Annotated in this window: 18 protein-coding genes; 13 read left to right on the top strand and 5 right to left on the bottom strand. The window is 39.6% G+C overall.

Going from position 1 to position 22,158, the window contains the following annotated elements:
• Positions 1–16: 16 nt before the first annotated feature.
• The 3 genes from nrdA to ubiG form a co-directional block, all read right to left on the bottom strand.
• Positions 17–2,299, bottom strand: coding sequence for a class 1a ribonucleoside-diphosphate reductase subunit alpha (gene nrdA, locus PNIG_RS08140; RefSeq protein WP_011328098.1), 2,283 nt, complete (start codon positions 2,297–2,299; stop codon positions 17–19).
• A 1,074-nt stretch (positions 2,300–3,373) separates the two neighbouring features.
• Positions 3,374–4,054, bottom strand: coding sequence for an HAD family hydrolase (locus PNIG_RS08145; RefSeq protein ID WP_089368232.1), 681 nt, complete (start codon positions 4,052–4,054; stop codon positions 3,374–3,376).
• Entirely contained in the window at positions 4,054–4,764 is a 711-nt protein-coding gene (ubiG, locus tag PNIG_RS08150; RefSeq protein ID WP_086996055.1) for a bifunctional 2-polyprenyl-6-hydroxyphenol methylase/3-demethylubiquinol 3-O-methyltransferase UbiG, read from the bottom strand. Before ubiG ends, PNIG_RS08145 begins: the two co-directional genes overlap by 1 nt.
• A gap of 177 nt (positions 4,765–4,941) precedes the next feature.
• Between ubiG and gyrA the strand changes: the two genes are divergently transcribed.
• The 10 genes from gyrA (at position 4,942) to PNIG_RS08200 (ending at position 15,916) form a co-directional block, all read left to right on the top strand.
• On the top strand, positions 4,942–7,641 hold the full coding sequence (gyrA, locus tag PNIG_RS08155; RefSeq protein ID WP_011328101.1) for a DNA topoisomerase (ATP-hydrolyzing) subunit A: 2,700 nt from the start codon (positions 4,942–4,944) through the stop codon (positions 7,639–7,641).
• 324 nt (positions 7,642–7,965) lie between these two features.
• Entirely contained in the window at positions 7,966–9,048 is a 1,083-nt protein-coding gene (serC, locus tag PNIG_RS08160) for a 3-phosphoserine/phosphohydroxythreonine transaminase (RefSeq protein ID WP_011328102.1), read from the top strand.
• Entirely contained in the window at positions 9,048–10,325 is a 1,278-nt protein-coding gene (aroA, locus tag PNIG_RS08165; protein WP_011328103.1) for a 3-phosphoshikimate 1-carboxyvinyltransferase, read from the top strand. Before serC ends, aroA begins: the two co-directional genes overlap by 1 nt.
• A gap of 105 nt (positions 10,326–10,430) precedes the next feature.
• The gene (gene cmk, locus PNIG_RS08170; protein WP_011328104.1) at positions 10,431–11,141 is read left to right on the top strand and encodes a (d)CMP kinase; all 711 of its coding nucleotides are present in this window, start codon (positions 10,431–10,433) and stop codon (positions 11,139–11,141) included.
• 95 nt (positions 11,142–11,236) lie between these two features.
• A complete protein-coding gene (gene rpsA / locus PNIG_RS08175) occupies positions 11,237–12,904 on the top strand; it encodes a 30S ribosomal protein S1 (RefSeq protein ID WP_011328105.1) in 1,668 nt (555 codons plus the stop codon).
• A 63-nt stretch (positions 12,905–12,967) separates the two neighbouring features.
• Positions 12,968–13,255, top strand: coding sequence for an integration host factor subunit beta (gene ihfB, locus PNIG_RS08180; protein ID WP_011328106.1), 288 nt, complete (start codon positions 12,968–12,970; stop codon positions 13,253–13,255).
• 22 nt (positions 13,256–13,277) lie between these two features.
• Entirely contained in the window at positions 13,278–13,559 is a 282-nt protein-coding gene (locus PNIG_RS08185) for a lipopolysaccharide assembly protein LapA domain-containing protein (protein ID WP_011328107.1), read from the top strand.
• A gap of 2 nt (positions 13,560–13,561) precedes the next feature.
• The gene (gene lapB / locus PNIG_RS08190; protein ID WP_086996072.1) at positions 13,562–14,698 is read left to right on the top strand and encodes a lipopolysaccharide assembly protein LapB; all 1,137 of its coding nucleotides are present in this window, start codon (positions 13,562–13,564) and stop codon (positions 14,696–14,698) included.
• Between the two features lie 45 nt (positions 14,699–14,743).
• Positions 14,744–15,448 (top strand): orotidine-5'-phosphate decarboxylase, encoded by a 705-nt coding sequence (gene pyrF, locus PNIG_RS08195; RefSeq protein WP_011328109.1) that lies wholly within the window; start codon positions 14,744–14,746, stop codon positions 15,446–15,448.
• Between the two features lie 93 nt (positions 15,449–15,541).
• Complete coding sequence (locus PNIG_RS08200; RefSeq protein ID WP_172459228.1) at positions 15,542–15,916, top strand: hypothetical protein; 375 nt, start codon at positions 15,542–15,544, stop codon at positions 15,914–15,916.
• A 65-nt stretch (positions 15,917–15,981) separates the two neighbouring features.
• Here PNIG_RS08200 and PNIG_RS08205 read toward each other — a convergent pair whose 3' ends face one another.
• Entirely contained in the window at positions 15,982–16,812 is an 831-nt protein-coding gene (locus PNIG_RS08205) for a CvfB family protein (RefSeq protein ID WP_058373336.1), read from the bottom strand.
• A 2-nt stretch (positions 16,813–16,814) separates the two neighbouring features.
• Positions 16,815–18,137 carry a DEAD/DEAH box helicase gene (locus PNIG_RS08210; RefSeq protein WP_011328112.1) on the bottom strand — a complete coding sequence of 441 codons (1,323 nt, stop codon included), beginning with the start codon at positions 18,135–18,137 and terminating at the stop codon, positions 16,815–16,817.
• Between the two features lie 196 nt (positions 18,138–18,333).
• Between PNIG_RS08210 and trhO the strand changes: the two genes are divergently transcribed.
• The 3 genes from trhO (at position 18,334) to PNIG_RS08225 (ending at position 22,112) form a co-directional block, all read left to right on the top strand.
• Entirely contained in the window at positions 18,334–19,341 is a 1,008-nt protein-coding gene (trhO, locus tag PNIG_RS08215) for an oxygen-dependent tRNA uridine(34) hydroxylase TrhO (protein WP_089368233.1), read from the top strand.
• 157 nt (positions 19,342–19,498) lie between these two features.
• Positions 19,499–21,394: a putative nucleotidyltransferase substrate binding domain-containing protein gene (locus tag PNIG_RS08220; RefSeq protein WP_011328114.1), complete on the top strand. Its 1,896-nt coding sequence runs from the start codon at positions 19,499–19,501 to the stop codon at positions 21,392–21,394.
• 7 nt (positions 21,395–21,401) lie between these two features.
• Positions 21,402–22,112 (top strand): 3'-5' exonuclease, encoded by a 711-nt coding sequence (locus PNIG_RS08225; RefSeq protein ID WP_011328115.1) that lies wholly within the window; start codon positions 21,402–21,404, stop codon positions 22,110–22,112.
• The last annotated feature ends 46 nt before the right edge of the window (positions 22,113–22,158 follow it).

Below are 22,158 nucleotides of genomic sequence, written 5' to 3' on the forward strand. Positions count from 1 at the left end.
AATAAAAACTCAAAAATTAAATTTTACACGCGCCGCCTGCGCAATCATCATCTTCAAGATCCGGTGTATCTTCTTGTGCATCAGATGCACCATCGCGGGTATTGTGATAGTACAAGGTTTTAACACCCAGTTTGTAGGCGCTAAGCAAATCTTTTAATAAGACTTTCATCGGTACGCGACCGCCTTCAAACTTACCAGGATCATAATTTGTATTGGCCGAAATAGACTGGTCAATAAATTTTTGCATTATACCCACAAGTTGTAAGTAACCATCGTTTGAAGGAATATCCCACAGTAACTCGTAGTTATCTTTTAAACGTTCATATTCAGGTACAACTTGCTTTAAAATACCGTCTTTACTTGCTTTAACGCTAATATGACCACGTGGTGGCTCAATACCGTTTGTTGCGTTAGAAATTTGCGACGATGTTTCTGATGGCATTAGCGCACTTACTGTTGAGTTACGCATACCGTGCTCTTTAATGCTGGCACGTAATGCATCCCAATCAAGGTGTAGTGGCTCATCACAAATTTTGTCAAGATCTCGCTTGTACGTATCTGTTGGCATTATACCTTGAGAGTAGGTTGTTTCGTTAAACTTAGGACATGCACCACGCTCTTTAGCAAGCTCGTTTGATGCTTTCATTAAGTAGTATTGAATCGCTTCAAATGTTTTGTGCGTTAGTGCATTTGCGCTGCCATCTGAATAACGCTTACCGTTTTTAGCTAGGTAGTATGCGTAGTTAATTACGCCTATTCCTAGAGTACGACGACCCATAGTGGCATTTTTTGCAGCCGGTACTGGGTAGTCTTGAAAATCAAGTAAGTTATCTAAAGCGCGTACAGCAAGCTCAGCCAATTCTTCAAGTTCATCTAGTGACTCAATAGCCCCTAAGTTAAATGCAGAGAGTGTACATAGCGCAATTTCGCCTTCTTCGTCGTTTACGTTATCCAACGGCTTAGTTGGTAATGCAATTTCTAAACATAAATTAGATTGGCGAATAGGTGCCACTTTAGCAATGAACGGGCTGTGCGTATTACAGTGGTCAACGTTTTGTAAGTAAATACGACCGGTACTTGCACGTTCTTGCGCAAACATTGAGAACAGTTCAATAGCTTTAATGCGTTTTTTACGAATTGATTCGTCTTGCTCGTATTTTACATAAAGCGCGTCAAACTCGTCTTGGTCTTCAAAAAATGCATCGTAAAGGCCTGGCACATCAGAGGGGCTAAACAAGGTAATGTAGTCGTCTTTAATTAAACGCGAGTACATTAGTTTATTAAACTGTACGCCGTAATCTAAATGACGCACGCGGTTGTCATCAACCCCGCGGTTATTTTTAAGTACTAACAGGTTTTCTACTTCTAAATGCCAAAGCGGGTAGAACAAGGTTGCTGCGCCGCCACGTACACCGCCTTGCGAACAGCTTTTAACCGCTGTTTGAAAGTGCTTATAAAAAGGAATACAACCCGTATGGTACGCTTCGCCATTGCGAATATGGCTACCTAAAGCTCGAATACGACCTGCGTTAATACCAATGCCAGCACGTTGCGATACGTATTTAACAATTGCAGACGAGGTGGCGTTAATTGAATCAAGGCTGTCGCCACACTCTATTAATACACACGAGCTAAACTGGCGTGTTGGCGTACGAACACCTGCCATAATTGGCGTAGGCAGTGAAATTTTAAACAATGAAATCGCATCGTAAAAACGTTTTATATACGCAATACGTGTATCGCGAGGGTAGTCAGCAAATAAGCTAGCAGCGACTAAAATATATAAAAACTGCGCGCTTTCATAAATCTCACCGGTTACACGGTTTTGAACTAAGTATTTACCTTCAAGCTGTTTAACCGCAGCATAACTAAAGTTAAGGTCACGGCTGTGATCTAGGTATTCGTCTAATTCGTCAAGCTCTTGCTCGGTGTAATCTACCAGTAGGTGAGCGTCGTAGCGTTTGTCGCCAACCATTTTTGTTACATGATCAAATAAACGTGGTGGCTCAAATTGGCCATACGCTTTTTTACGTAAATGGAATACAGCTAAACGTGCTGACAAATACTGATAATCAGGAGATTCTTTTGAAATCTGATCGGCTGCAGCTTTAATGATGGTTTCGTGAATATCTTTAGTACGAATACCGTCGTAAAATTGAATGTGTGATTTTAATTCAACTTGCGAAACCGAAACGTTATTTAACCCTTCGGCGGCCCATTCAATAACGCGATGGATCTTGTCAAGATCAAGTGGCTCTTTACGGCCGTCACGTTTGCTTACAGATAACTGTTGGTTCATAGTTTTGCCTGTATTCCTTGGGAATTATGTATTTTGACCAATGTTTATGCCTCTCTGAAGCAAGGTTGATACTTGTTTAGTATAAATTACATTAAATTGGAGAATTTAATTGAATAACATTTGGCCACAATATCTGGTGCTGTTCTATTTAATGATCACAAGATAGTGTGGTCTGAGTTCATTTGCAAGAGGTAGAATTAGCTCTATTAGTAGATAATGAGGAGATATAGCCTCTGTGTTAGTAGACACTCACCTTCGAACAATCATTTAAGGTGAAATATGCAAAAATCAACTAATGATCTGCTAAATTTATGTATTTTTAAAATAAATTCAGACTGCTTTTTTTATCACCAAGCCTTGCGTAAAAACTAACTTAATCACAATATATAGTGTTTATTAATTAACATAGCACTATATATGGTTGAGCTGAGTTTTTGTATGAGATACTTGGTTATTATATATAAGATTGAGGCAAGGCTGTTTTCACAGATATAGTAGTATTGGAATGCTAGATATAAAAAAGGGCTAAAAATTAGCCCATTTAGATTTAGATTATGAACAAACTGCACAGAGTTATAATAGCTTTAGAAACAATCATTATAACATTTTCCGAAACTTCTATAGAAATACTTATTTTCAATTTTAATTACCCGAAATTTTATCTTGTACTTGCCGACAATTTCAGAATAAGTTACGCTAAATTTTGTAAAACCAAGCGCTTTGCTGAAATTTTAGCAAGTGTCTTTACTAACACCATATATCAGTATGGTGTTAGCCCCTCCACTTTTATAAAATGTTAATTTCATCAAAGCGTTACTGAGAAAGATAATGTGGTCTGCGTTGTTTTGCAAGGGGCAGAATTGCCCCTAATTGTGGATAACGTCGGGATAACACATTTGTGTTAGTAGGCATTAACCTTCTAACATTCGGTTAAGTTGAAATTTACAAAAGTAAACGCAGGATCTACTAATTTTACGCTTTTTGAAAATATATTTTGACTGCTTTTTTTATCAGCAGGCTTTGTGTGAAAACTAACACAATCACAATATATAGTGTTTAATAATTAACATAGCACTATATATGGTTAAAACCTTCAATAGGGCTTTGCCAATTAAAATCGGCCTGCCAGCTCAAAACTTCGGTTAAGTTAGGCACGTAACCCCAAAGTGCGGTTGCGGTGTGCATACCTGCCGCTTTACCTGCTTGAATGTCACGCAAAGCATCGCCAATGTACAAGCAACGATTAGGCGTAACGCCCATTAGCTTGGCACAATGTAGTAAAGGTAAAGGCGAAGGTTTAGCTTCAGCTAAAGTATCGCCACTGATAACCACGCAGGCATTTTTTAAAGCAGGGATCGCGGCTACTAAAGGAGCGGTTAAAAATCCGGGTTTGTTAGTCATGATCCCCCATTTGATGTTTTTTCGCTCCAGTTCGATAAGTAGTGGCTCAATACCAGCAAAGCACGTGGTGTGTTTGGCTATGTTAGCCGCGTAGGCATCAATTAATTGCTTAACGAGTTGTGCTTGCGGTTGCTCACCCCATTTATCTTTAAAACCGACCTCTAACAAGGCTGCTGCGCCATTAGATGCAGCAGCGCGATATACCTCACGACTTACTGTATCTAATTGCTGCGAACGCAGTACGGTATTTAAAGCTGCACCTAAGTCATCAGCGGTATCGAGTAAAGTGCCATCTAAGTCAAATAAAAAAGCATCGTACTCTATAGTAGGTGACGTTGATTGAGAGCTAGCCATTACGCTAACTTCTCAAAATGCAGAATATAATTTACGCTTACGTCGGTATTAAGCGAGTACTGCTTAGATAATGGATTATAAGATAACCCAGCACTGGCGCGCACTTTTAAACCCGCTTGTTCAGCCCAGGCAATTAACTGTGCTGGTTTAATAAACTTTTTGTGATCGTGAGTGCCTTCAGGCACCATTTTTAATAGCTTTTCTGCACCAATAATGGCGTACAAATAGGCTTTAGGGGTTTTATTAAGTGTTGAAAAAAACACATCAGCGCCGGGTTTTGCAAGCTCTGCAACAGCATGAATAATAGAAGCCGGATCGGGTACATGCTCCAGCATTTCCATACAGGTTACTACATCAAAGCGAGCAGGGTGCTCGGATGCATATTGTTCAGCAGGTACTTTAATATACTCTACATGTACGCCTGTCTCTAGGCTGTGTAATTTGGCAACAGTTAAAGGCTCTTGCCCCATATCTATTCCAGTTACCTTTGCCCCCATGCGCGCCATGCTCTGGCTTAAAATACCGCCGCCACAACCTACATCTAGTGTTTCTTTGTCAAATAAACCGCCAGTTTTATTGGCTATAAAGTCTAAACGTAAGGGGTTTATTTCGTGAAGCGGTTTAAATTCCCCGTCTAAATCCCACCACCGCTCTGCGATGGCCTCAAATTTTGCAATTTCTGCGTGATCTACATTTTGATGTTCGGTCATAAAATACTTCCTCGTCAATCTGGGGGCATTATATAGGGCTAAATTGGTAAATCGCAAAGTTTTGCGCCTGTAAATCTAAATAAATTGTGGTAGCATGTTTCTTTAGCAATAATAACAAATTCTCTTGATACCTAATAGTGGGTGTTTAAGAGCTGATACTGAAGGAATGTGATATCAATGACTGATCTCGCCCATGGCATTCTGCCAGTCAATATTGAAGACGAGTTAAAAAACTCCTACTTAGATTACGCAATGAGCGTAATTGTAGGACGTGCATTACCAGACGTGCGTGATGGCTTAAAACCTGTTCACCGCCGCGTTTTGTTTGCAATGAACGAGCTTAGTAATGATTGGAACAAGCCTTACAAAAAATCGGCACGTGTTGTCGGTGACGTAATCGGTAAATACCACCCACACGGCGATAGTGCTGTTTACGACACTATAGTACGTATGGCACAGCCATTCTCACTGCGTTATATGCTAGTAGATGGTCAAGGTAACTTCGGTTCGGTTGATGGTGATTCAGCAGCGGCAATGCGTTATACAGAAGTACGTATGGCAAAAATGTCGCATGAATTATTAGCCGATCTTGAAAAAGAAACGGTTGATTTCGTTCCTAACTACGACGGCACTGAGCAAATCCCTGACGTTTTACCAACCAGAGTTCCTAACTTATTAGTAAACGGTTCATCGGGTATTGCGGTAGGTATGGCAACAAACATTCCACCTCATAACTTAACTGAAGTGGTAAATGGCTGTTTAGCACTCATTCAAAACCCTGAATTATCTATTTTAGAGTTAATGGATTATATCCCGGGCCCAGATTTCCCAACGGCTGCAATTATCAACGGTAAAAAAGGCATAGAGCAAGCCTATTTAACTGGCCGTGGTAAAGTGTACATGCGTGCCCGCGCTGAAATAGAAGTAGATGAAAAAACGCATCGTGAAACTATCATTGTTCACGAAATACCTTATCAAGTTAACAAAGCGCGCCTAATTGAAAAAATTGCTGAGCTGGTTAAAGATAAAAAAATTGAAGGTATTAGTGCGCTACGTGATGAATCAGATAAAGACGGTATGCGTATCGTTATTGAGATTAAACGTGGTGACGTAGGCGAAGTTATTTTAAATAATTTATATGCGCAAACGCAGTTACAAACTGTGTTTGGTATGAATATGGTTGCGTTAATTAACAACCAGCCTAAGTGCTTTAATTTAAAAGAAATGCTTGAAGAGTTTATTATTCACCGCCGTGAAGTAGTAACTCGTCGTACTGTTTTTGATTTACGCAAAGCGCGTGACCGTGCGCATATGCTAGAAGGTTTAGCAATTGCACTGGCAAACATCGACCCAATTATTGAGCTTATTCGTAATTCACCAACACCTGCTGAAGCAAAAGTTGCTTTAACAGCGCGTTCGTGGGAATTAGGTAACGTAAAAGCCATGCTTGATAAAGCAGGCGAAGACAACGTTGCCCGCCCAGATTGGTTAGCTGCTGAGTTAGGTATTCGCGATGGTCAATACTTTATTTCTGAGCAACAAGCTCAAGCAATCCTAGATTTACGCTTACATAAGCTAACGGGTTTAGAACACGAAAAGATTCTAACTGAATACCAATCGTTATTAGATTTAATTGCTGAGCTTTTACATATTTTGGCAACACCAGAGCGTTTAATGGAAGTTATTCGCGATGAGTTAGTTGAAATTAAAGCGCAATATGGTGATGAGCGTCGTACTGAAATAAATGCCGCAGCACACGATATCAGCCTTGAAGATTTAATTACCGAAGAAAACGTAGTAGTAACGCTTTCTCACGAAGGTTATGTTAAGTATCAGGCTCTGTCTGATTACGAAGCGCAGCGTCGTGGTGGTAAAGGTAAATCGGCAACGAAGATGAAAGATGAAGATTTCATTGAACGTTTATTAGTTGCTAATACGCACGATACTATATTGTGTTTCTCAACGGCTGGTCGTTTATATTGGCTTAAAGTGTATCAGTTACCACTTGCAAGTCGTGCAGCGCGCGGCAAACCAATTGTTAACTTATTACCACTTGAGGCAGATGAACGTATTACCGCTATATTACCAGTACGCGAGTATGCAGAAGATAAATACATCTTTATGGCAACCGCATTTGGTACAGTGAAGAAAACACCACTAACGGCATACAGTCGTCAACGTGCAAGCGGTATTATTGCGGTTAACCTAAATGAAGGCGATAGCCTAATTGGTGTTGATGTTACCGATGGCAGCAACGAAATTATGTTGTTTACCGATGCGGGTAAAGTAGTACGCTTTAAAGAAGCAGAAGAAACAACGGTTGTTGATGAAAACGGTAACCCAGTACTAGACGAAGAAGGTAACCCTGAGATTCGCTTCAAAGGTGTTCGTCCTATGGGCCGTACAGCTACAGGTGTTCGTGGTATTAAAATGCCTGAAGGACAACGCGTAGTATCGTTAATTGTGCCTAAAACAGATGGTGCTATTTTAACCGTGACTGAAAACGGCTACGGTAAACGTACTTTACTTGAAGACTACCCAGCGAAGAGTCGTGCGACTCAAGGTGTAGTGTCTATTAAAGTAAGTGAGCGTAATGGTGCGGTTGTAGGTGCTGTACAAGTTGACGATAACGATGAAATAATGATTATTTCAAATCGTGGTACCTTAGTACGAACTCGTGTTAATGAAGTTTCTACGGTTGGACGTAATACGCAAGGTGTTATTTTGATCAGAACTATTGACGAAGAGCAAGTAGTTGGTTTACAACGTATAGAAGAGATTGAAGTTACCGAAAGTGACTTAATTGATATCGAAGACGTCGAAACAGTTGATACGGTTATTGATGAAGTAGCGGATGATAATCCTCCTTCAGAATAATTGAGATTAAAAAAGCGGCCTTGGCCGCTTTTTTTAATGGTGTTGAATAAAATTAATATTAATAATACTGCGCAATAAAATAATTTTTACAATAGCAAAAAGACTCAATTGCAAGACGTTAATTTATATATATAGTTGTTCTCAGTAATTGTTTTATATTGCTCTGTTTGCTGCATTAATGCAGCTTTATAGGTAATGAAGGCTTTAATACTATGAGTGAGGCTATAGCCCACTTAATGATCACAGCTTTAATTTAGTGTGTATAACCTGATTGAATGGTAATCAGGTGTTTAATTTTTTAATTACTGGAATGAGGAAAAGGTAATGAGTAAGTATAATTTTTGTGCGGGGCCGGCCATGTTACCGCCAGCAGTAATGAAAAAAGCACAACAAGAATTTATAGATTGGCAAGGTTTGGGTGTATCGGTGATGGAAATGAGTCACCGTAGTAAAGAGTTTTTAGCGCTCACTAAAAAATGTGAAGCGAGCCTGCGTCGTTTAATGAATATTAGCGATGAATTTGAAGTGCTGTTTATGCATGGTGGCGGTCGCGGTCAATTTAGTGCTGTGCCATTAAATTTACATCAGGAAAATAAATCAGCGGTTTACTGCGAAAACGGCGTATGGTCAAAAAGTGCAACGGATGAAGCAAATAAGTTTACCCAAACTACTGCTATCGATGTTCGTAACGATACCGATGGTCAATTTTCGATTAAAGCAGTGGCTGACTGGCAGTTGCCTGCAGATGCGTCGTACATTCACTATTGCCCTAACGAAACCGTTGATGGCTTAGAGATTTTTGATGTACCGAGTCATCCAACAGCGCCAATTATCGCAGATATGTCGTCAACTATTTTATCGCGTGAAATTGACGTTAATCAATTTGATTTAATTTACGCTGGCGCACAAAAAAATATAGGTCCTTCGGGCATTGCAATCGTTATCGTACGTAAAACATTACTAGCACGTGAAGGGCTTCCTAAACCAGGTATTTTAGATTATGCACTAGAGGCCAAGCAGGGCAGTATGTTTAATACGCCACCAACATTTGCATGGTATTTAGCGGCTGAAGTATTCCAATGGCTTGAGCAAAATGGCGGTGTAAAAGCCATGGAAGCACAAAATATTGCAAAAGCTGAACTACTTTATAATTTTATCGATAATTCTGATTTTTATTCTAATAAAGTAGCTAAGCATAGTCGCTCGCGTATGAACGTCCCTTTTTGGTTAAATGATGAAAGCTTAAACAGTAAGTTTGTTGCTCAATCAAACGAAGCGGGCTTGCTAGCACTCGAAGGCCATAGAATTGTAGGTGGAATGCGCGCCAGTATTTACAACGCAATGCCACTTGAGGGCGTGCAAGCGCTTGTTGATTTTATGGCTGCTTTTGCAAAGGAAAATAGCTAATGGAACAATTACGCTTAGAACCTATTTCGCGTGTTAATGGCAGCGTCACTCTGCCGGGTTCAAAAAGCTTATCAAACCGTATATTGTTATTAGCGGCATTAGCAAATGGCACTACTGTTGTTGAAAACTTACTTGATAGCGACGATATACGCCATATGTTGGGCGCGTTACAATTATTAGGTGTTAACGTTAGTTTAAACCAAGAGCGAACAGTTGCTACAGTACAAGGTGTTGGTGGGGTATTTAAAACCCCAAGAGAGCCTTTGTTTTTAGGTAATGCAGGCACAGCTTACCGTCCTTTAACCGCTGTACTTGCTGCGGTTGCAGGTGAGTACGAACTGATTGGCGAGCCACGCATGGAAGAGCGCCCAATAGGGCATTTAGTCGATGCGCTGCAAGCACTTGGCGGTGATATTACTTACAGCAAAAATAAAGATTACCCACCGCTTAAAATTATAGGTGGGCAAATTAACGGTGGTGAAGTTGCAATTGACGGCAGTATATCAAGTCAATTTTTAACTGCATTACTAATGGCTGCACCACTGTTTAATGGTGATACCAAAATAACGATTAAAGGCACTTTAGTATCTAAACCCTACATTGATATTACCCTTGATGTAATGGCACGCTTTGGAATAGAAGTTGAGCATAGTAATTATGCAACTTTTACCGTAAAAGGTGGTCAACAGTACCAGTCACTTGAACGTATTATGGTTGAAGGCGATGCGTCTTCTGCATCTTACTTTGTAGCTGCAGCTGCAATTGCCGGTGGCGAAATTGAAATTAAAGGTGTTGGTGCTAAATCGGTGCAAGGCGATATTGGCTTTGCTAAAGTAATGGAACAAGTGGGCGCTAAAATAGATTGGTATGATGAGCGCTTAGTTGTTCGTAAAGGCCAATTAAACGGTGTTGATATTGACGCAAATGCCATACCTGATGCAGCAATGACATTAGCCACTGTGGCTCTGTTCGCTAAAGGGCCAACGGCTATTCGTAATATTTATAATTGGCGCGTAAAAGAAACCGATCGACTACACGCTATGGCAACTGAGCTCAGAAAAGTGGGCGCAGAAGTTGTAGAAGGGCACGATTTTATAGAAATCACTCCCCCGAAACACTTTAACGATGTAGCAATTGATACTTACGATGACCATCGCATTGCCATGTGTTTTGCTATGGTTGCCGTAGGTGGGAAGCCAATCACGATTAATGATCCTAAGTGTACTTATAAAACATTTCCGACATTTTTCAATGTATTAGCATCAGTTAGTGAGTAGGTTTTTGATGTTAATTAATAAAAAGTTACACACTAATAGCGATCTATTTAAATAACTGACGTATAATATTGCGGTTTACTTAGGTGTGCATTGTAGGAGGTTTAAATGCAGGCGTTATTAATGCCCGTGATCACCGTAGATGGCCCAAGTGGTTCAGGTAAGGGAACTGTTTGTCGCTTGTTAGCCGAAAAGTTGGGATGGGATGTACTTGATAGTGGCGCAATTTACCGCGTTTTATCTCTAGCGGCACTTCACCATCAAATCGCATTAGATAACGAAGATGCATTAGTTCCCTTAGCTGCTAACTTAGATGTGCAGTTTTTGGTAGATAGTCAAACTAATGCAGCAAAGGTTGTTTTAGAAGGTGAGGATGTAACCACTACAATCCGTAACGAAGAAGTAGGGGCTGCAGCATCAAAAGTAGCAGCACTACCTCGCGTACGCGAAGCGTTATTACGTCGCCAACGCGCATTTAGAACTGAACGAGGTCTAATTGCTGATGGTCGTGATATGGGTACTGTGGTTTTTAAAGATGCACCGCTAAAAATATTTTTAACCGCCAGTGCACAAGAACGCGCCAAACGACGTTTTGTTGAGTTGAATGCTCGCGGTCTTAATGTTACACTGAGTGGTCTATTAAAAGACATTCAAGAGCGTGATGATCGCGATATGAATCGTGCCGTTGCGCCACTTGTGCCTGCAGAGGATGCTATTGAGCTTGATACTAGCGAGCTTAATGCACAGCAAGTATATGATAAGGTATTAACTTTATTGGATACGGCTATCTCTGAAGGTCGGCTTCCTAAACGAAGCTAAACACATTTTATGCACCAGCAGGATGCCAGTGCTATTTTAACAACCCCATGCAGCATGGTTGCTTATTGGTATAATATATAGAGACGTATATTCGTATGTCAGAAAATTTTGCGCAGTTATTTGAAGAAAGCTTAAAGGGTTTTGAAGCAGAGCAAGGCTCTATCGTTAAAGGTACAGTAATCTCAATCGAGAACAACATTGTACTTGTAGATGCTGGTCTTAAATCAGAAAGTGCTATCCCTGCTGAGCAGTTCAAAAATGCTGCTGGTGAACTTGAAGTTGCTGTTGGCGACGAAGTAGATGTTGCACTAGATGCAATTGAAGACGGTTTCGGTGAAACTATCCTTTCTCGTGAGAAAGCGAAGCGTCACGAAGCGTGGATCCGTCTTGAGAAAGCATGTGAAGAGCAAGAAACTGTTACTGGTGTTATCAACGGTAAAGTTAAAGGCGGTTTCACAGTTGAAGTTGATTCAATCCGTGCTTTCCTACCTGGTTCACTTGTTGATGTTCGTCCAGTACGTGACACAACTCACCTTGAAGGCAAAGAGCTTGAATTTAAAGTAATCAAGCTTGATCAAAAACGTAACAACGTTGTTGTTTCACGTCGTGCAGTTATCGAATCTGAAAACTCACAAGAACGTGAAGAGCTTCTTGCTAACCTTGTTGAAGGCCAAGAAGTTAAAGGTATCGTTAAGAACCTTACTGACTACGGTGCATTCGTTGACCTTGGTGGTGTTGATGGTCTACTACACATTACTGATATGGCGTGGAAGCGTGTTAAGCACCCTTCAGAAATCGTTAATGTTGGCGACGAAATCGCAGTTAAAGTTCTTAAATTCGACAAAGATAAAACTCGTGTATCTCTAGGCCTTAAACAGCTTGGCGAAGATCCATGGGCAGCTATCGCTGGTCGTTACCCAGAAGGTTCTAAACTTTCTGGTCGTGTTACTAACCTTACAGATTACGGCTGTTTCGTGGAAATCGAAGAAGGCGTTGAAGGTTTAGTTCACGTTTCTGAAATGGATTGGACTAACAAGAACATCCATCCTTCAAAAGTTGTTAGCCTTGGCGACAGCGTTGAAGTTATGGTTCTTGAAATCGACGAAGAACGTCGTCGTATTTCTCTTGGTCTTAAGCAATGTATTGCTAATCCTTGGCAGGAATTTGCTCGTCTACAAAACAAAGGCGACCAAGTTACTGGTAAGATCAAATCAATCACTGACTTCGGTATCTTTATCGGTCTTGACGGTGGTATTGATGGTCTTGTACACCTTTCAGACATTTCTTGGAATACACCTGGCGAAGACGCTGTACGTGAATTCAAGAAAGGCGACGAAATCACTGCTATCGTATTGCAAGTTGACCCAGAGCGCGAACGTATCTCTCTAGGTGTTAAGCAAATCGAAGCTGACCCATTCAATAACTACCTTGATGCAAACAAAAAAGGTGCTATTGTTAAAGGTAAAGTGACTGAAGTTGATGCTAAAGGCGCAACTATTGAACTTATCGAAGGCGTTGAAGGTTACATCCGTGTAGCTGATATCGCTCAAGAGCGCGTTGAAGATGCAACTACTGTTGTTTCTGTAGGCGACGAAATTGAAGTTAAATATGTTGGTGTTGATCGCAAGAACCGCACTTTAAGCTTATCTGTTAAAGCTCTTTTCGAAGCTGAAGAGAAAGAAGTAATAGAAAAGCTTAAGAAAGACGAGCCAGTGTTTGAAAACGCAATGGCTGCTGCTTTCGCAAATGCACAAAAAGACTAATTAATCAGTCTTTAATTGGAAGGGCAGTTTATGCCCTTCCATTATTTCTTTTAAGGAAATGCTATGACTAAGTCAGAACTGATAGAAACACTTGCACAGCAACACGCACACGTTCCAGTGAAAGATGTTGAAAATGCAGTAAAAGAAATTCTTGAACAAATGGCCGGCTCATTATCTTCTTCAGATCGTATTGAGATCAGAGGTTTTGGTAGTTTTTCTTTGCATTATCGCGCTCCACGTACCGGTCGTAACCCTAAGACTGGCGAAACAGTAGAGCTAGATGGTAAACATGTACCACATTTTAAACCAGGTAAAGAATTACGTGATCGTGTAAACGAGAGCATTGCCTAGTTAACTTATTGGAGTAGGGTACTTGTTTAAGGTATTAAAAATTATTCTGGTTGCACTTTGCTTGATCAGTGCATTTGTATTGGGTTCTCAAAATCCACAATTAGTACAAATAAACTATATTATAGCCAGCAATACATTGCCTTTAGCCGTTATAATAAGTATTTGCTTTTTATTAGGTGTTGTAATTGGTTGTTTTGTAAGCTTTAAATTGTTTTCACAACTTAAGTGGCAAAATTATCGTTTAAAAAAACAGTTAGCACCTGAACAAAATAAAAAAAAGCCTGCTGCTGATAAAGACTCATAATTATGATTGAGCTGTTATTTTTACTACTTCCTGTGGCTGCCGGTTACGGCTGGATAATGGGAAAAAACAGTGCTAAAAATCAAGCTCATCAATTTAATCGGCAGATCACCTCTGAATATAGTAAAGGCTTAAAGTTTTTACTCGACAGGGAAGAAGATCAAGGCCTTGAACATTTAATTAATTTACTAGAAGTTGCAGCTGACTCGGTTGAACATTATTCAACGCTTGCAACTATGTTTCGCCGCAGAGGCGAGCTAGACCGCGCAATAAAAATTCACGAACTCCTTTTAAAACACCCAAGCCTTAATGAGCAACAAGCTGCTGCTAGTCGTTTAGAATTAGCAGAAGATTATGTTATGGCTGGGCTATTAGATAGTGCCGAAGAGCATTTAGTTTGGCTTGTTAAAATGGACCACAGTGAAGCATTAGATCCTATTATCACTCTATATTCGCAAACCCGAGAGTGGCAAAAAGGGATTAATATGTTTGAAGCGCATAGTGAATTATTTTCAAAAGAACAACACTTTAAAGCCATAGCTAACTTTTACTGTGAGCTGGCGTTAAGTGATAATAACCCCTCATTAATGCGCAAAGCCATTAGTTTGAATCATAAAGCGATACGTCCTTTATATGAACTTGGTTTGTCTGCATATACTAAAGAAGACTACGTAAAGGCAATTTACTATTGGCGCGAATTAATTTGCCAATTTACATTTTTTGCTCCTTTATTTGTCGATAAATTAGCACATTGTTATAAGCATCTAAATTTAACTCATCAATTTCATCAGCTGATCAGTGAGTTACTCGACAAAGGTGGAGTGCTAATAAAAATACAACATTGCCAAGCTTTGTTAGAGCAAGGTAATACAGAGCAAGCTTTTGAGTTTTTAACTGATAGCTTAAAGCGCCAACCAACCATACGCGGGTTTAGTTTTTTATTACAACTAATGGGCGCTCAAGATAAAAATACTAAAGAGGTGCTCGACCAAATAGATAAACTGGTCACTTCTTATATTGCCACCAAACCAGACTTTCAATGTCAGCATTGTGGCTTTACTAGTTATACAATTTATTGGAATTGTCCTTCTTGTAAGCATTGGGAAACTACTGTACCAAGCAAGGGCTTAGACGGATTTTAATCTTTTAGTTTTCAAATAACACTTTCGCTATAAAGTAGGATAGTTATGCCTTTCGAAAAATCAAAAAAAATTCTTATTGCACTCGATTACGATGATCAGCAAGCCGCTTTAGACTTTGTAAAACAGCTATCACCCGATTCATGTCGCCTTAAAGTAGGCAAAGAAATGTTTACTTACTTTGGCCCTGCATTTGTAAAAGAGTTAATTGATTTAGGTTTTGATGTATTTTTAGATTTAAAATTTCATGATATTCCTAACACAGTGGCAAAAGCAGTGACTGCGGCGGCAAAAATGGGTGTATGGATGGTTAATGTGCATGCAAGTGGTGGCTTTGAGATGATGAGCAAAGCTAAACAAGCACTAGCTCCATTTGGCGATAAAGCCCCATTATTAATTGCTGTTACCGTGCTAACGAGTATGGATGAGACAGAGTTAAAGCGTTTAGGCGTAGAAAAAACACCACAAGAGCAAGTTATTTATTTAGCGAAGTTGGCAAAAGAAGCAGGACTTGATGGTGTTGTTTGCTCTGCTCAAGAAGCACAACAATTAAAAGCAGAGTTAGGCGCAGGCTTTAAGCTAGTAACGCCTGGTATTCGCCCAGTAGGGAGTGATGCTGGCGATCAAAAACGCATTATGACTCCTAAACAAGCTATAGATGCAGGCAGCGATTACTTGGTGATCGGACGTCCAATTACTCAAGCAGACAATCCTGTTGCTGTTTTGGCAGATGTTAATAAATCTATAGAATAATTTAACAAAAGTTCAGACTTTATTGCCAGAACCCTTGCGAGATGTTTGTTTTATGTTACATTAATAAAATCAAAATGCAGTAAGGGTTTTATTTTGAGACTAATGTTAGGTTCTATAGTGATTATTGTTGCTGGATTTTCAGTAAACAAATATGTTTTTTCTAGTAAAGTGTATGATGGAGTAACGACAGTTACGGATATTGTTGCTATATATCCCGTAAATATATTCGATTTTAAACAAACATTGCAAAATTACGCTTATCACCTTTGTTATAAAAATGAGGATAGATTAAGTCAACAGCATGTAACTTCACACGAATGTGTAGATAGCCATGATAGCCTTAAACGAGATTGTGAAGATAAAGTATTTCGTTTAGCGCCATTAAATTTGCAAAATAAAGAAGAAGTGCTCAATTACGCTAAGCAATATACACAATGTACTTTGCCGTATAAATATATTATTGGGTAGTGAAAGGTTAGTTATAAGCGCTAAGTGCAGCACTTAGGCTACACTCAACGCATAATAATAAATTGTTATTTTAAGCGAATGGATTTCGCTTCAATTTCTATTAATCCTAGTTTAAATAATCCACCAATTGCCTTTTTATAATTAGCTTTACTGGTCGAAAATATTTTCTTAATTGTTTCAGGATCAGACTTATCACCTAAAGCAATAACGCCACCTTCCTCTTTTAGCTTTTCCATTATAACATCGCCAAGATTACTAACTTTAGCCATACCTGGTTTTTCTAATACAACGTCAATTTTGCCATCTTCACGTACTTTTTGAATAAAGCCTTTTAGTTTTTGACCTACAAATAAGCTTTTAAATACCATATTGTAAAAAATAACACCAAAGTGAGATTCTTCAATAAGGACTTTGTAACCAATGTCAGTTTTACCCGCTATGATCAAATCGACTTCTTGTAAATGGGTGTATTGCGGCTCATCTTTAGATAAAAAACGATTAAAGTTATTTGATGCACAAATACGCTTACTGGCATTGTCTAGGTACAAACGCACTAAATACGAATGACCTTCTTGCATACGCGGTTTTTGCTCATTAAACGGCGCTAGTACATCTTTTTCTAAGCCCCAATCTAAAAAGGCACCAATACTATTAATTTCTTTAACACGCAGTAGGGCATATTCACCTACTTGTGCATGAGGCTTTTTAATTGTTGCTGTAGGTAAATTAGCATTATCTAAAAATATAAATACGCTAATACTATCACCAGCTTCAAGCTCATGTTTTATTTCTTGTTTTGGTAAAAATACTTCGCCTAAATCGTGGCCGTCTAGGTAAGCACCTTCGTTACTAACTTCTTTTACAAATAAGGTTTGTGTGGTTCCAAGGTAACTCATAATTATTCCTGTTCAGGCTTTTTTCTGCGGCGCATAGGAGTATCGCCATCAATATTAATAGGGGCTTTAATGGGAGCTGATGGTTTTTTAGGCTTAGCTTTGCGTTTAAACACTGGCTTTTTAGCTGCTACTGTTTTTTCTGTGGCTAAAACTGCAACTGGTTTCTTTTCTTTAATCCCTTTAAATTTAGCTTTTAAACCATCAACGCTATCAAACTTTAATTCATCATTTAAGAATGCTTTAATTGCTAAATAACTTGGCCAATCTTTAGGGCCTACTAACGACAGTGCGCTGCCTTTAAAACCAGCTCGACCTGTACGCCCAATTCGGTGAACATATTCTTCAGCGTGTTTAGGTAAATCAAAATTTATAACATGGGTAACACTGAGTAAATCTAAGCCACGTGACGCAACATCTGTGGTTATTAATATTTTGAAGTTTTCGCGGCTAAATGCATCCATAATATCGAGACGCTTATTTTGTGCTAAATCACCTGCTAATGGCTGTGCTTTAAAACCTTTAGCGCAAAGCGCTTCGCTCAAACGGCTGGTATCTGCACGGGTAGCTGTAAATATAATACATTGGCCAACATCGTCTTGATTCAAAAAGTGCTCAAGTAAGGCTTCTTTATGATCAAGATGATCAGCAAGATATAAGCTTTGTTTAATATCTGAGTGTTGCTCGTTTGCAGCGCTGAGCATTATTTGCTTAGGCTTTTTTAATAAGTTGCGTGATAGTGCATCTACTTGTGCATGATCTAGTGTAGCCGAAAACAATAATGTTTGGCGCAGGCGATGATCGGCCAAGTCATTAATCATTTTAAGTTGTTCGGTAAAGCCTAAATCTAGGATACGGTCTGCTTCATCAAAAATAAGTAGCTCAAGACCGCTCAATTGTAACGTACGCTTTGTAAGGTGATCGGCTAGACGACCTGGTGTTGCAACTACAAACTGCGGATCGTTTCTAAGCGCTTTAATTTGGTCATTAAAATTTTCGCCGCCGAGTATTTTTACGGCTTTAATGTTTGTACCTGCGATTAATAAACGCAGTTGTGTAAATACTTGCGTAGCAAGCTCACGTGTTGGAGCAACAATAAGTACCCGAGGATCGCGTTTACTGAGTGCTTTTTGTTTCATTACTCGTTGAACAGCGGGTAATAAAAACGCCAAGGTTTTGCCTGACCCTGTTTTAGACTGGGCGAAAATGTCATGCCCTGCAAGTGCTGTAGGCACTGCATGTGCTTGAATGTCGGTAGGCTGGGTGATCCCTTGATGTGCTAGTTGTGTTTCAAGGCGATTATCAATCCCAAGATCAGTAAAGTGCAAGGTGTGTTTCTCCAAAATGAGCAAGTTATATCTTAATTCTATCGGCGCATTATAGCCCACAGAGGCGTATGGCTAACAGTAAAATGCAAATTATAAGGCTAATTTTTGCATTTAATCACAAAAAGCGTAAAATACGCGCCCAAGATGCGCCGGATTTACGATTCGGTATATATTAAAAAGCAAAATAGGAATAAATATGACGGCTGTTCATAAAGACAATTTAACCAGCGAGCACTTTATAGTGTGTGCACTGTATAAATTTGTAGCATTACCTGAGTTTGAAGCGCTTAGAAAACCATTACTAGATGTAATGGAGGCAAATGAAATTCGCGGTACTTTACTAATCGCCTCTGAGGGTATTAATGGTACGGTTTCAGCTAAACGTGCTGGCATAGATAATCTTCTTAAATGGCTTGAACAACAGCCAAGCCTTAATAACATTGTTACTAAAGAATCTTACGATGACGAATGCCCATTTTACCGCACCAAAGTAAAACTAAAAAAAGAAATTGTGACTATGGGGGTTGAGGGCATCGATCCGCTAAAAGTAGTGGGTAGTTATGTTAAGCCAAATGAATGGAACGCATTAATTTCAGACCCAGAAGTGATACTTATAGATACCCGCAACGATTACGAAATTGAAATAGGTACCTTTCAAAACGCAGTTGATCCTAACACCAAAACATTCCGTGAATTTCCGCAGTGGGCTAAAGAAAACCTTGATCCAAGCAAGCATAAAAAAGTAGCTATGTTTTGTACTGGCGGTATCCGCTGTGAAAAATCAACAGCGTATATGAAAGAGCAAGGCTTTGATGAAGTGTACCATCTTGAAGGCGGTATTTTAAAATACCTTGAAGAAGTACCAAAAGATGAAACCATGTGGGAAGGCGAATGTTTTGTATTTGATAATCGTGTAGCGGTTAATCACGACTTACAAAAAGGCTCGTATGACCAATGTCATGCGTGTCGTATGCCAATCACCGAAGACGAAAAGTTAAAAGCTGAATATATGGAAGGCGTGTCGTGTCACCATTGTATTGATAATGTAAGCGATGAGCAGAGAGAACGTTTTGCTGAGCGACAAAAGCAAATAGAGCTTGCACAAGCGCGTGGCGAAGGCCACATTGGTAATGAAGCACAAGCTATTTTACAGCAACGTAAAGAGGCTAAAAACGCTAAAAAACAAGCCCAACGTAGTAAATAATATTTTATTAAATTAATTTAAAAAGAGTCATTATTGACTCTTTTTTTGTATCCACTATATGTTTTAACCTAAGATTGGTAATGTTAGTCTTTAGGTAATACCAATTGCATTAAATTAGTATAAAACACATCATAATATCGCTATGTAGGAAGCAACTATGCAAGCCGAACAAATAGAAATAGCGCAGTTTTTAGCACAGCATCCCCCTTTTAACGATTTACCCATTAAAGCGCTTAACGAGCTGGCGCAACAAGTTGAAGTTGCTTACTTTAGAGCGCAAACAGAGATTTTACAGTTAGGCCAAGATATTGCCGACTTGTACGTTATAAGAAGCGGCTCGGTAGAAATGTATCGCCGTAATGGCGAGCTTTATAATCGTTTAGCCGTGGGTGGAATATTTGGCCAAATGGGCCTATTGATGAACCGCAAAGTGCGTTTTCCGGCCACTGCACTAGAAGACACATTGGTTTACTGCATTAATGTTGAACTGTTTAATCGTTATTGCGATGAGTTTGATGCATTTGCTGATTACTTTGAAACCGATGGCAATGTACGTTTGCACCAAGCTATTGTTGAGCAAGCCGACAGTAACGATTTAACGACAGCAAAAGTAAAGTCGCTTATTCATCGTGATGTAGTGACGGTATTAACCACTTCTACGGTGCAAGATGTTGCTAAATTAATGAGTGAAGAAGCGGTTTCATCAGTACTGGTTACAGATATAAATAAGCCCGTTAACGACGACCCGGAAGAGGATGATGGCCAAGTAGTTGGCATAATTACCGACCGAGATTTACGTAATAAAGTGGTTGCGCCAGGGTTGTCGTTTGATACTCAAGCACAGCATATTATGTCTACTAACTTAGTAATTTTAGATGCTAATGCCTACGTTTTCGAAGCTGTATTAGCTATGTTAAGAGACAGCCTGCATCATTTGCCGGTAGTGCAAAAACGCAGGCCGATTGGGGTAATATCACTGTCTGATATTTTACGTTACGAGTCGCAAAGTAGCTTGTTATTAGTGCGTGGTATTTTGGCCCAGCAATCAGTGGAAGACTTAACCCATTATGCCCGCCAGTTACCTAATGTATTTGTGCGTATGGTTAACGAAGATGCAAACTCTCATATGGTTGGTACAGCCATGGCAGTGATTGGCCGTACTTTTAAGCAAAGGTTATTAATATTAGCTGAAGAAAAGTATGGGCCAGCTCCCGTGCCTTATTGTTTTATTGCTTTAGGCTCCATGGCGCGCGATGAGCAACTTATAGTAACGGATCAAGATAATGCGCTTATTTTAGATGACAGTTACAACGATGAGTTACATAACGAGTACTTTCAAAACATTGCTGATTTTGTTTGTGATGGTTTAGCACAATGCGGCTACACCTATTGCGATGGCGAAATTATGGCGTCATTTAAAAAGTGGCGTAAAACTCGCTCTCAATGGTTTGAGCAATTTGCAGATTGGATAGCAAAACCAAAACCACAAACGTTATTACACAGCTCTATATTTTTTGATTTGGACGGCGTTTGGGGTAAAACAAAATGGGCCGATGAGCTCAAAGTCTTTGTTGCTAAACAAAGTAAAGCAAATAGGGTGTTTTTGGCAAATATGGCTGCTAATGCACGTAATCGAACGCCGCCTCTTGGGTTCTTCAAAGGTTTTGTTTTAGAGCATAACGGCCAGCATAAGCACTCAATGAACTTAAAACGCCGTGGTACCGCACCACTTTCGGATGTTATACGGGTGCATGCATTAGCGATTGGTTCACGCAAACAAAACTCGTTTGACCGCCTTGAGGATATAATTGCCGCAAAAAGTTTACCCGAGGGTAAAGCACAAGATTTACGAGATGCGCTGGAGTATATAGCTATGATGCGAATTCGTCATCAAGCATTACAAATAGAGCAAGGTGAAGAGCCCGATAATAATTTAGATCCGCATCAACTTTCACCGTTTGAGCAGCGTAATTTAAAAGAGGCATTTGCGATTCTTGAAAAAGCGCAAAACTATCTAAAATTTAGCTTTATTTCAAATACAAATGTGAAGTGATTTTTCTATGAGCAAGCAAAAGCAAGCAATAGTTGACTGGTCGCTTAGGTATCAGCAATTAGCAAATAGCAGTGAAAATGCATTGTTACAGCAATTTTATGCATCGGCTTTTAATCAGCCTGCTGCAGCAATAGCTGATGTGCCATTTGTAGCGATGGATTTTGAAACCACCGGCTTAGATAGCGAAGCAGATGACATAGTGAGTGTGGGTTTAGTGCCTTTTAACTTACAGCGAATATACTGCAAGCACAGCCGCCATTGGGTAGTACAACCGCGCAGAAACTTACATGAAGAATCAATAATCATTCATGGTATTACGCACTCAGAGGTTGATGATGCACCAGACTTTAATCGTATTATTGAGCCTTTGCTTGCCGCGCTAAGCGGTAAAGTCGTGGTGGTACATTATGCAGCAATTGAGCGGCCATTTTTAAATAATGCGTTGTTACTTAGGCTGCACGAAGGCATAGAGTTTGCGTTAGTTGATACTATGGATATTGAAAAAAGAGCATTAACAGCACGCCAGGGTTTAATAGGGCGGTTATTTAACTCTAAAATAGGCTCGTTGCGATTAAATGATTGTCGTAAGCGCTACTCACTTCCTGCCTATAATAACCATAATGCCCTAACTGATGCATTAGCCACAGCTGAGTTGTTACAAGCACAGCTGAGTCATCATTATCGCTTAGATACGCCGATAGATGATTTGTGGATATAAACTTTATTTTATAGCTATAAAAAACGCCGCATAATTTGCGGCGTTT

This window comes from Pseudoalteromonas nigrifaciens, assembly GCF_002221505.1.
In the GTDB taxonomy this organism is placed as follows: Bacteria; Pseudomonadota; Gammaproteobacteria; order Enterobacterales; family Alteromonadaceae; genus Pseudoalteromonas; species Pseudoalteromonas nigrifaciens.

Excerpts from the sequence above, each read along its gene's own strand:
- PNIG_RS08225 (WP_011328115.1), top strand. The coding sequence starts at position 21,402 with ATGAGCAAGCAAAAGCAAGCAATAGTTGACTGGTCGCTTAGGTATCAG.
- nrdA (WP_011328098.1), bottom strand. The coding sequence starts at position 2,299 with ATGAACCAACAGTTATCTGTAAGCAAACGTGACGGCCGTAAAGAGCCA.
- gyrA (WP_011328101.1), top strand. The coding sequence starts at position 4,942 with ATGACTGATCTCGCCCATGGCATTCTGCCAGTCAATATTGAAGACGAG.
- pyrF (WP_011328109.1), top strand. The coding sequence starts at position 14,744 with ATGCCTTTCGAAAAATCAAAAAAAATTCTTATTGCACTCGATTACGAT.
- ubiG (WP_086996055.1), bottom strand. The coding sequence starts at position 4,764 with ATGACCGAACATCAAAATGTAGATCACGCAGAAATTGCAAAATTTGAG.
- PNIG_RS08220 (WP_011328114.1), top strand. The coding sequence starts at position 19,499 with ATGCAAGCCGAACAAATAGAAATAGCGCAGTTTTTAGCACAGCATCCC.
- ihfB (WP_011328106.1), top strand. The coding sequence starts at position 12,968 with ATGACTAAGTCAGAACTGATAGAAACACTTGCACAGCAACACGCACAC.
- PNIG_RS08205 (WP_058373336.1), bottom strand. The coding sequence starts at position 16,812 with ATGAGTTACCTTGGAACCACACAAACCTTATTTGTAAAAGAAGTTAGT.
- cmk (WP_011328104.1), top strand. The coding sequence starts at position 10,431 with ATGCAGGCGTTATTAATGCCCGTGATCACCGTAGATGGCCCAAGTGGT.
- trhO (WP_089368233.1), top strand. The coding sequence starts at position 18,334 with ATGACGGCTGTTCATAAAGACAATTTAACCAGCGAGCACTTTATAGTG.
- lapB (WP_086996072.1), top strand. The coding sequence starts at position 13,562 with ATGATTGAGCTGTTATTTTTACTACTTCCTGTGGCTGCCGGTTACGGC.
- rpsA (WP_011328105.1), top strand. The coding sequence starts at position 11,237 with ATGTCAGAAAATTTTGCGCAGTTATTTGAAGAAAGCTTAAAGGGTTTT.
- serC (WP_011328102.1), top strand. The coding sequence starts at position 7,966 with ATGAGTAAGTATAATTTTTGTGCGGGGCCGGCCATGTTACCGCCAGCA.
- PNIG_RS08145 (WP_089368232.1), bottom strand. The coding sequence starts at position 4,054 with ATGGCTAGCTCTCAATCAACGTCACCTACTATAGAGTACGATGCTTTT.
- aroA (WP_011328103.1), top strand. The coding sequence starts at position 9,048 with ATGGAACAATTACGCTTAGAACCTATTTCGCGTGTTAATGGCAGCGTC.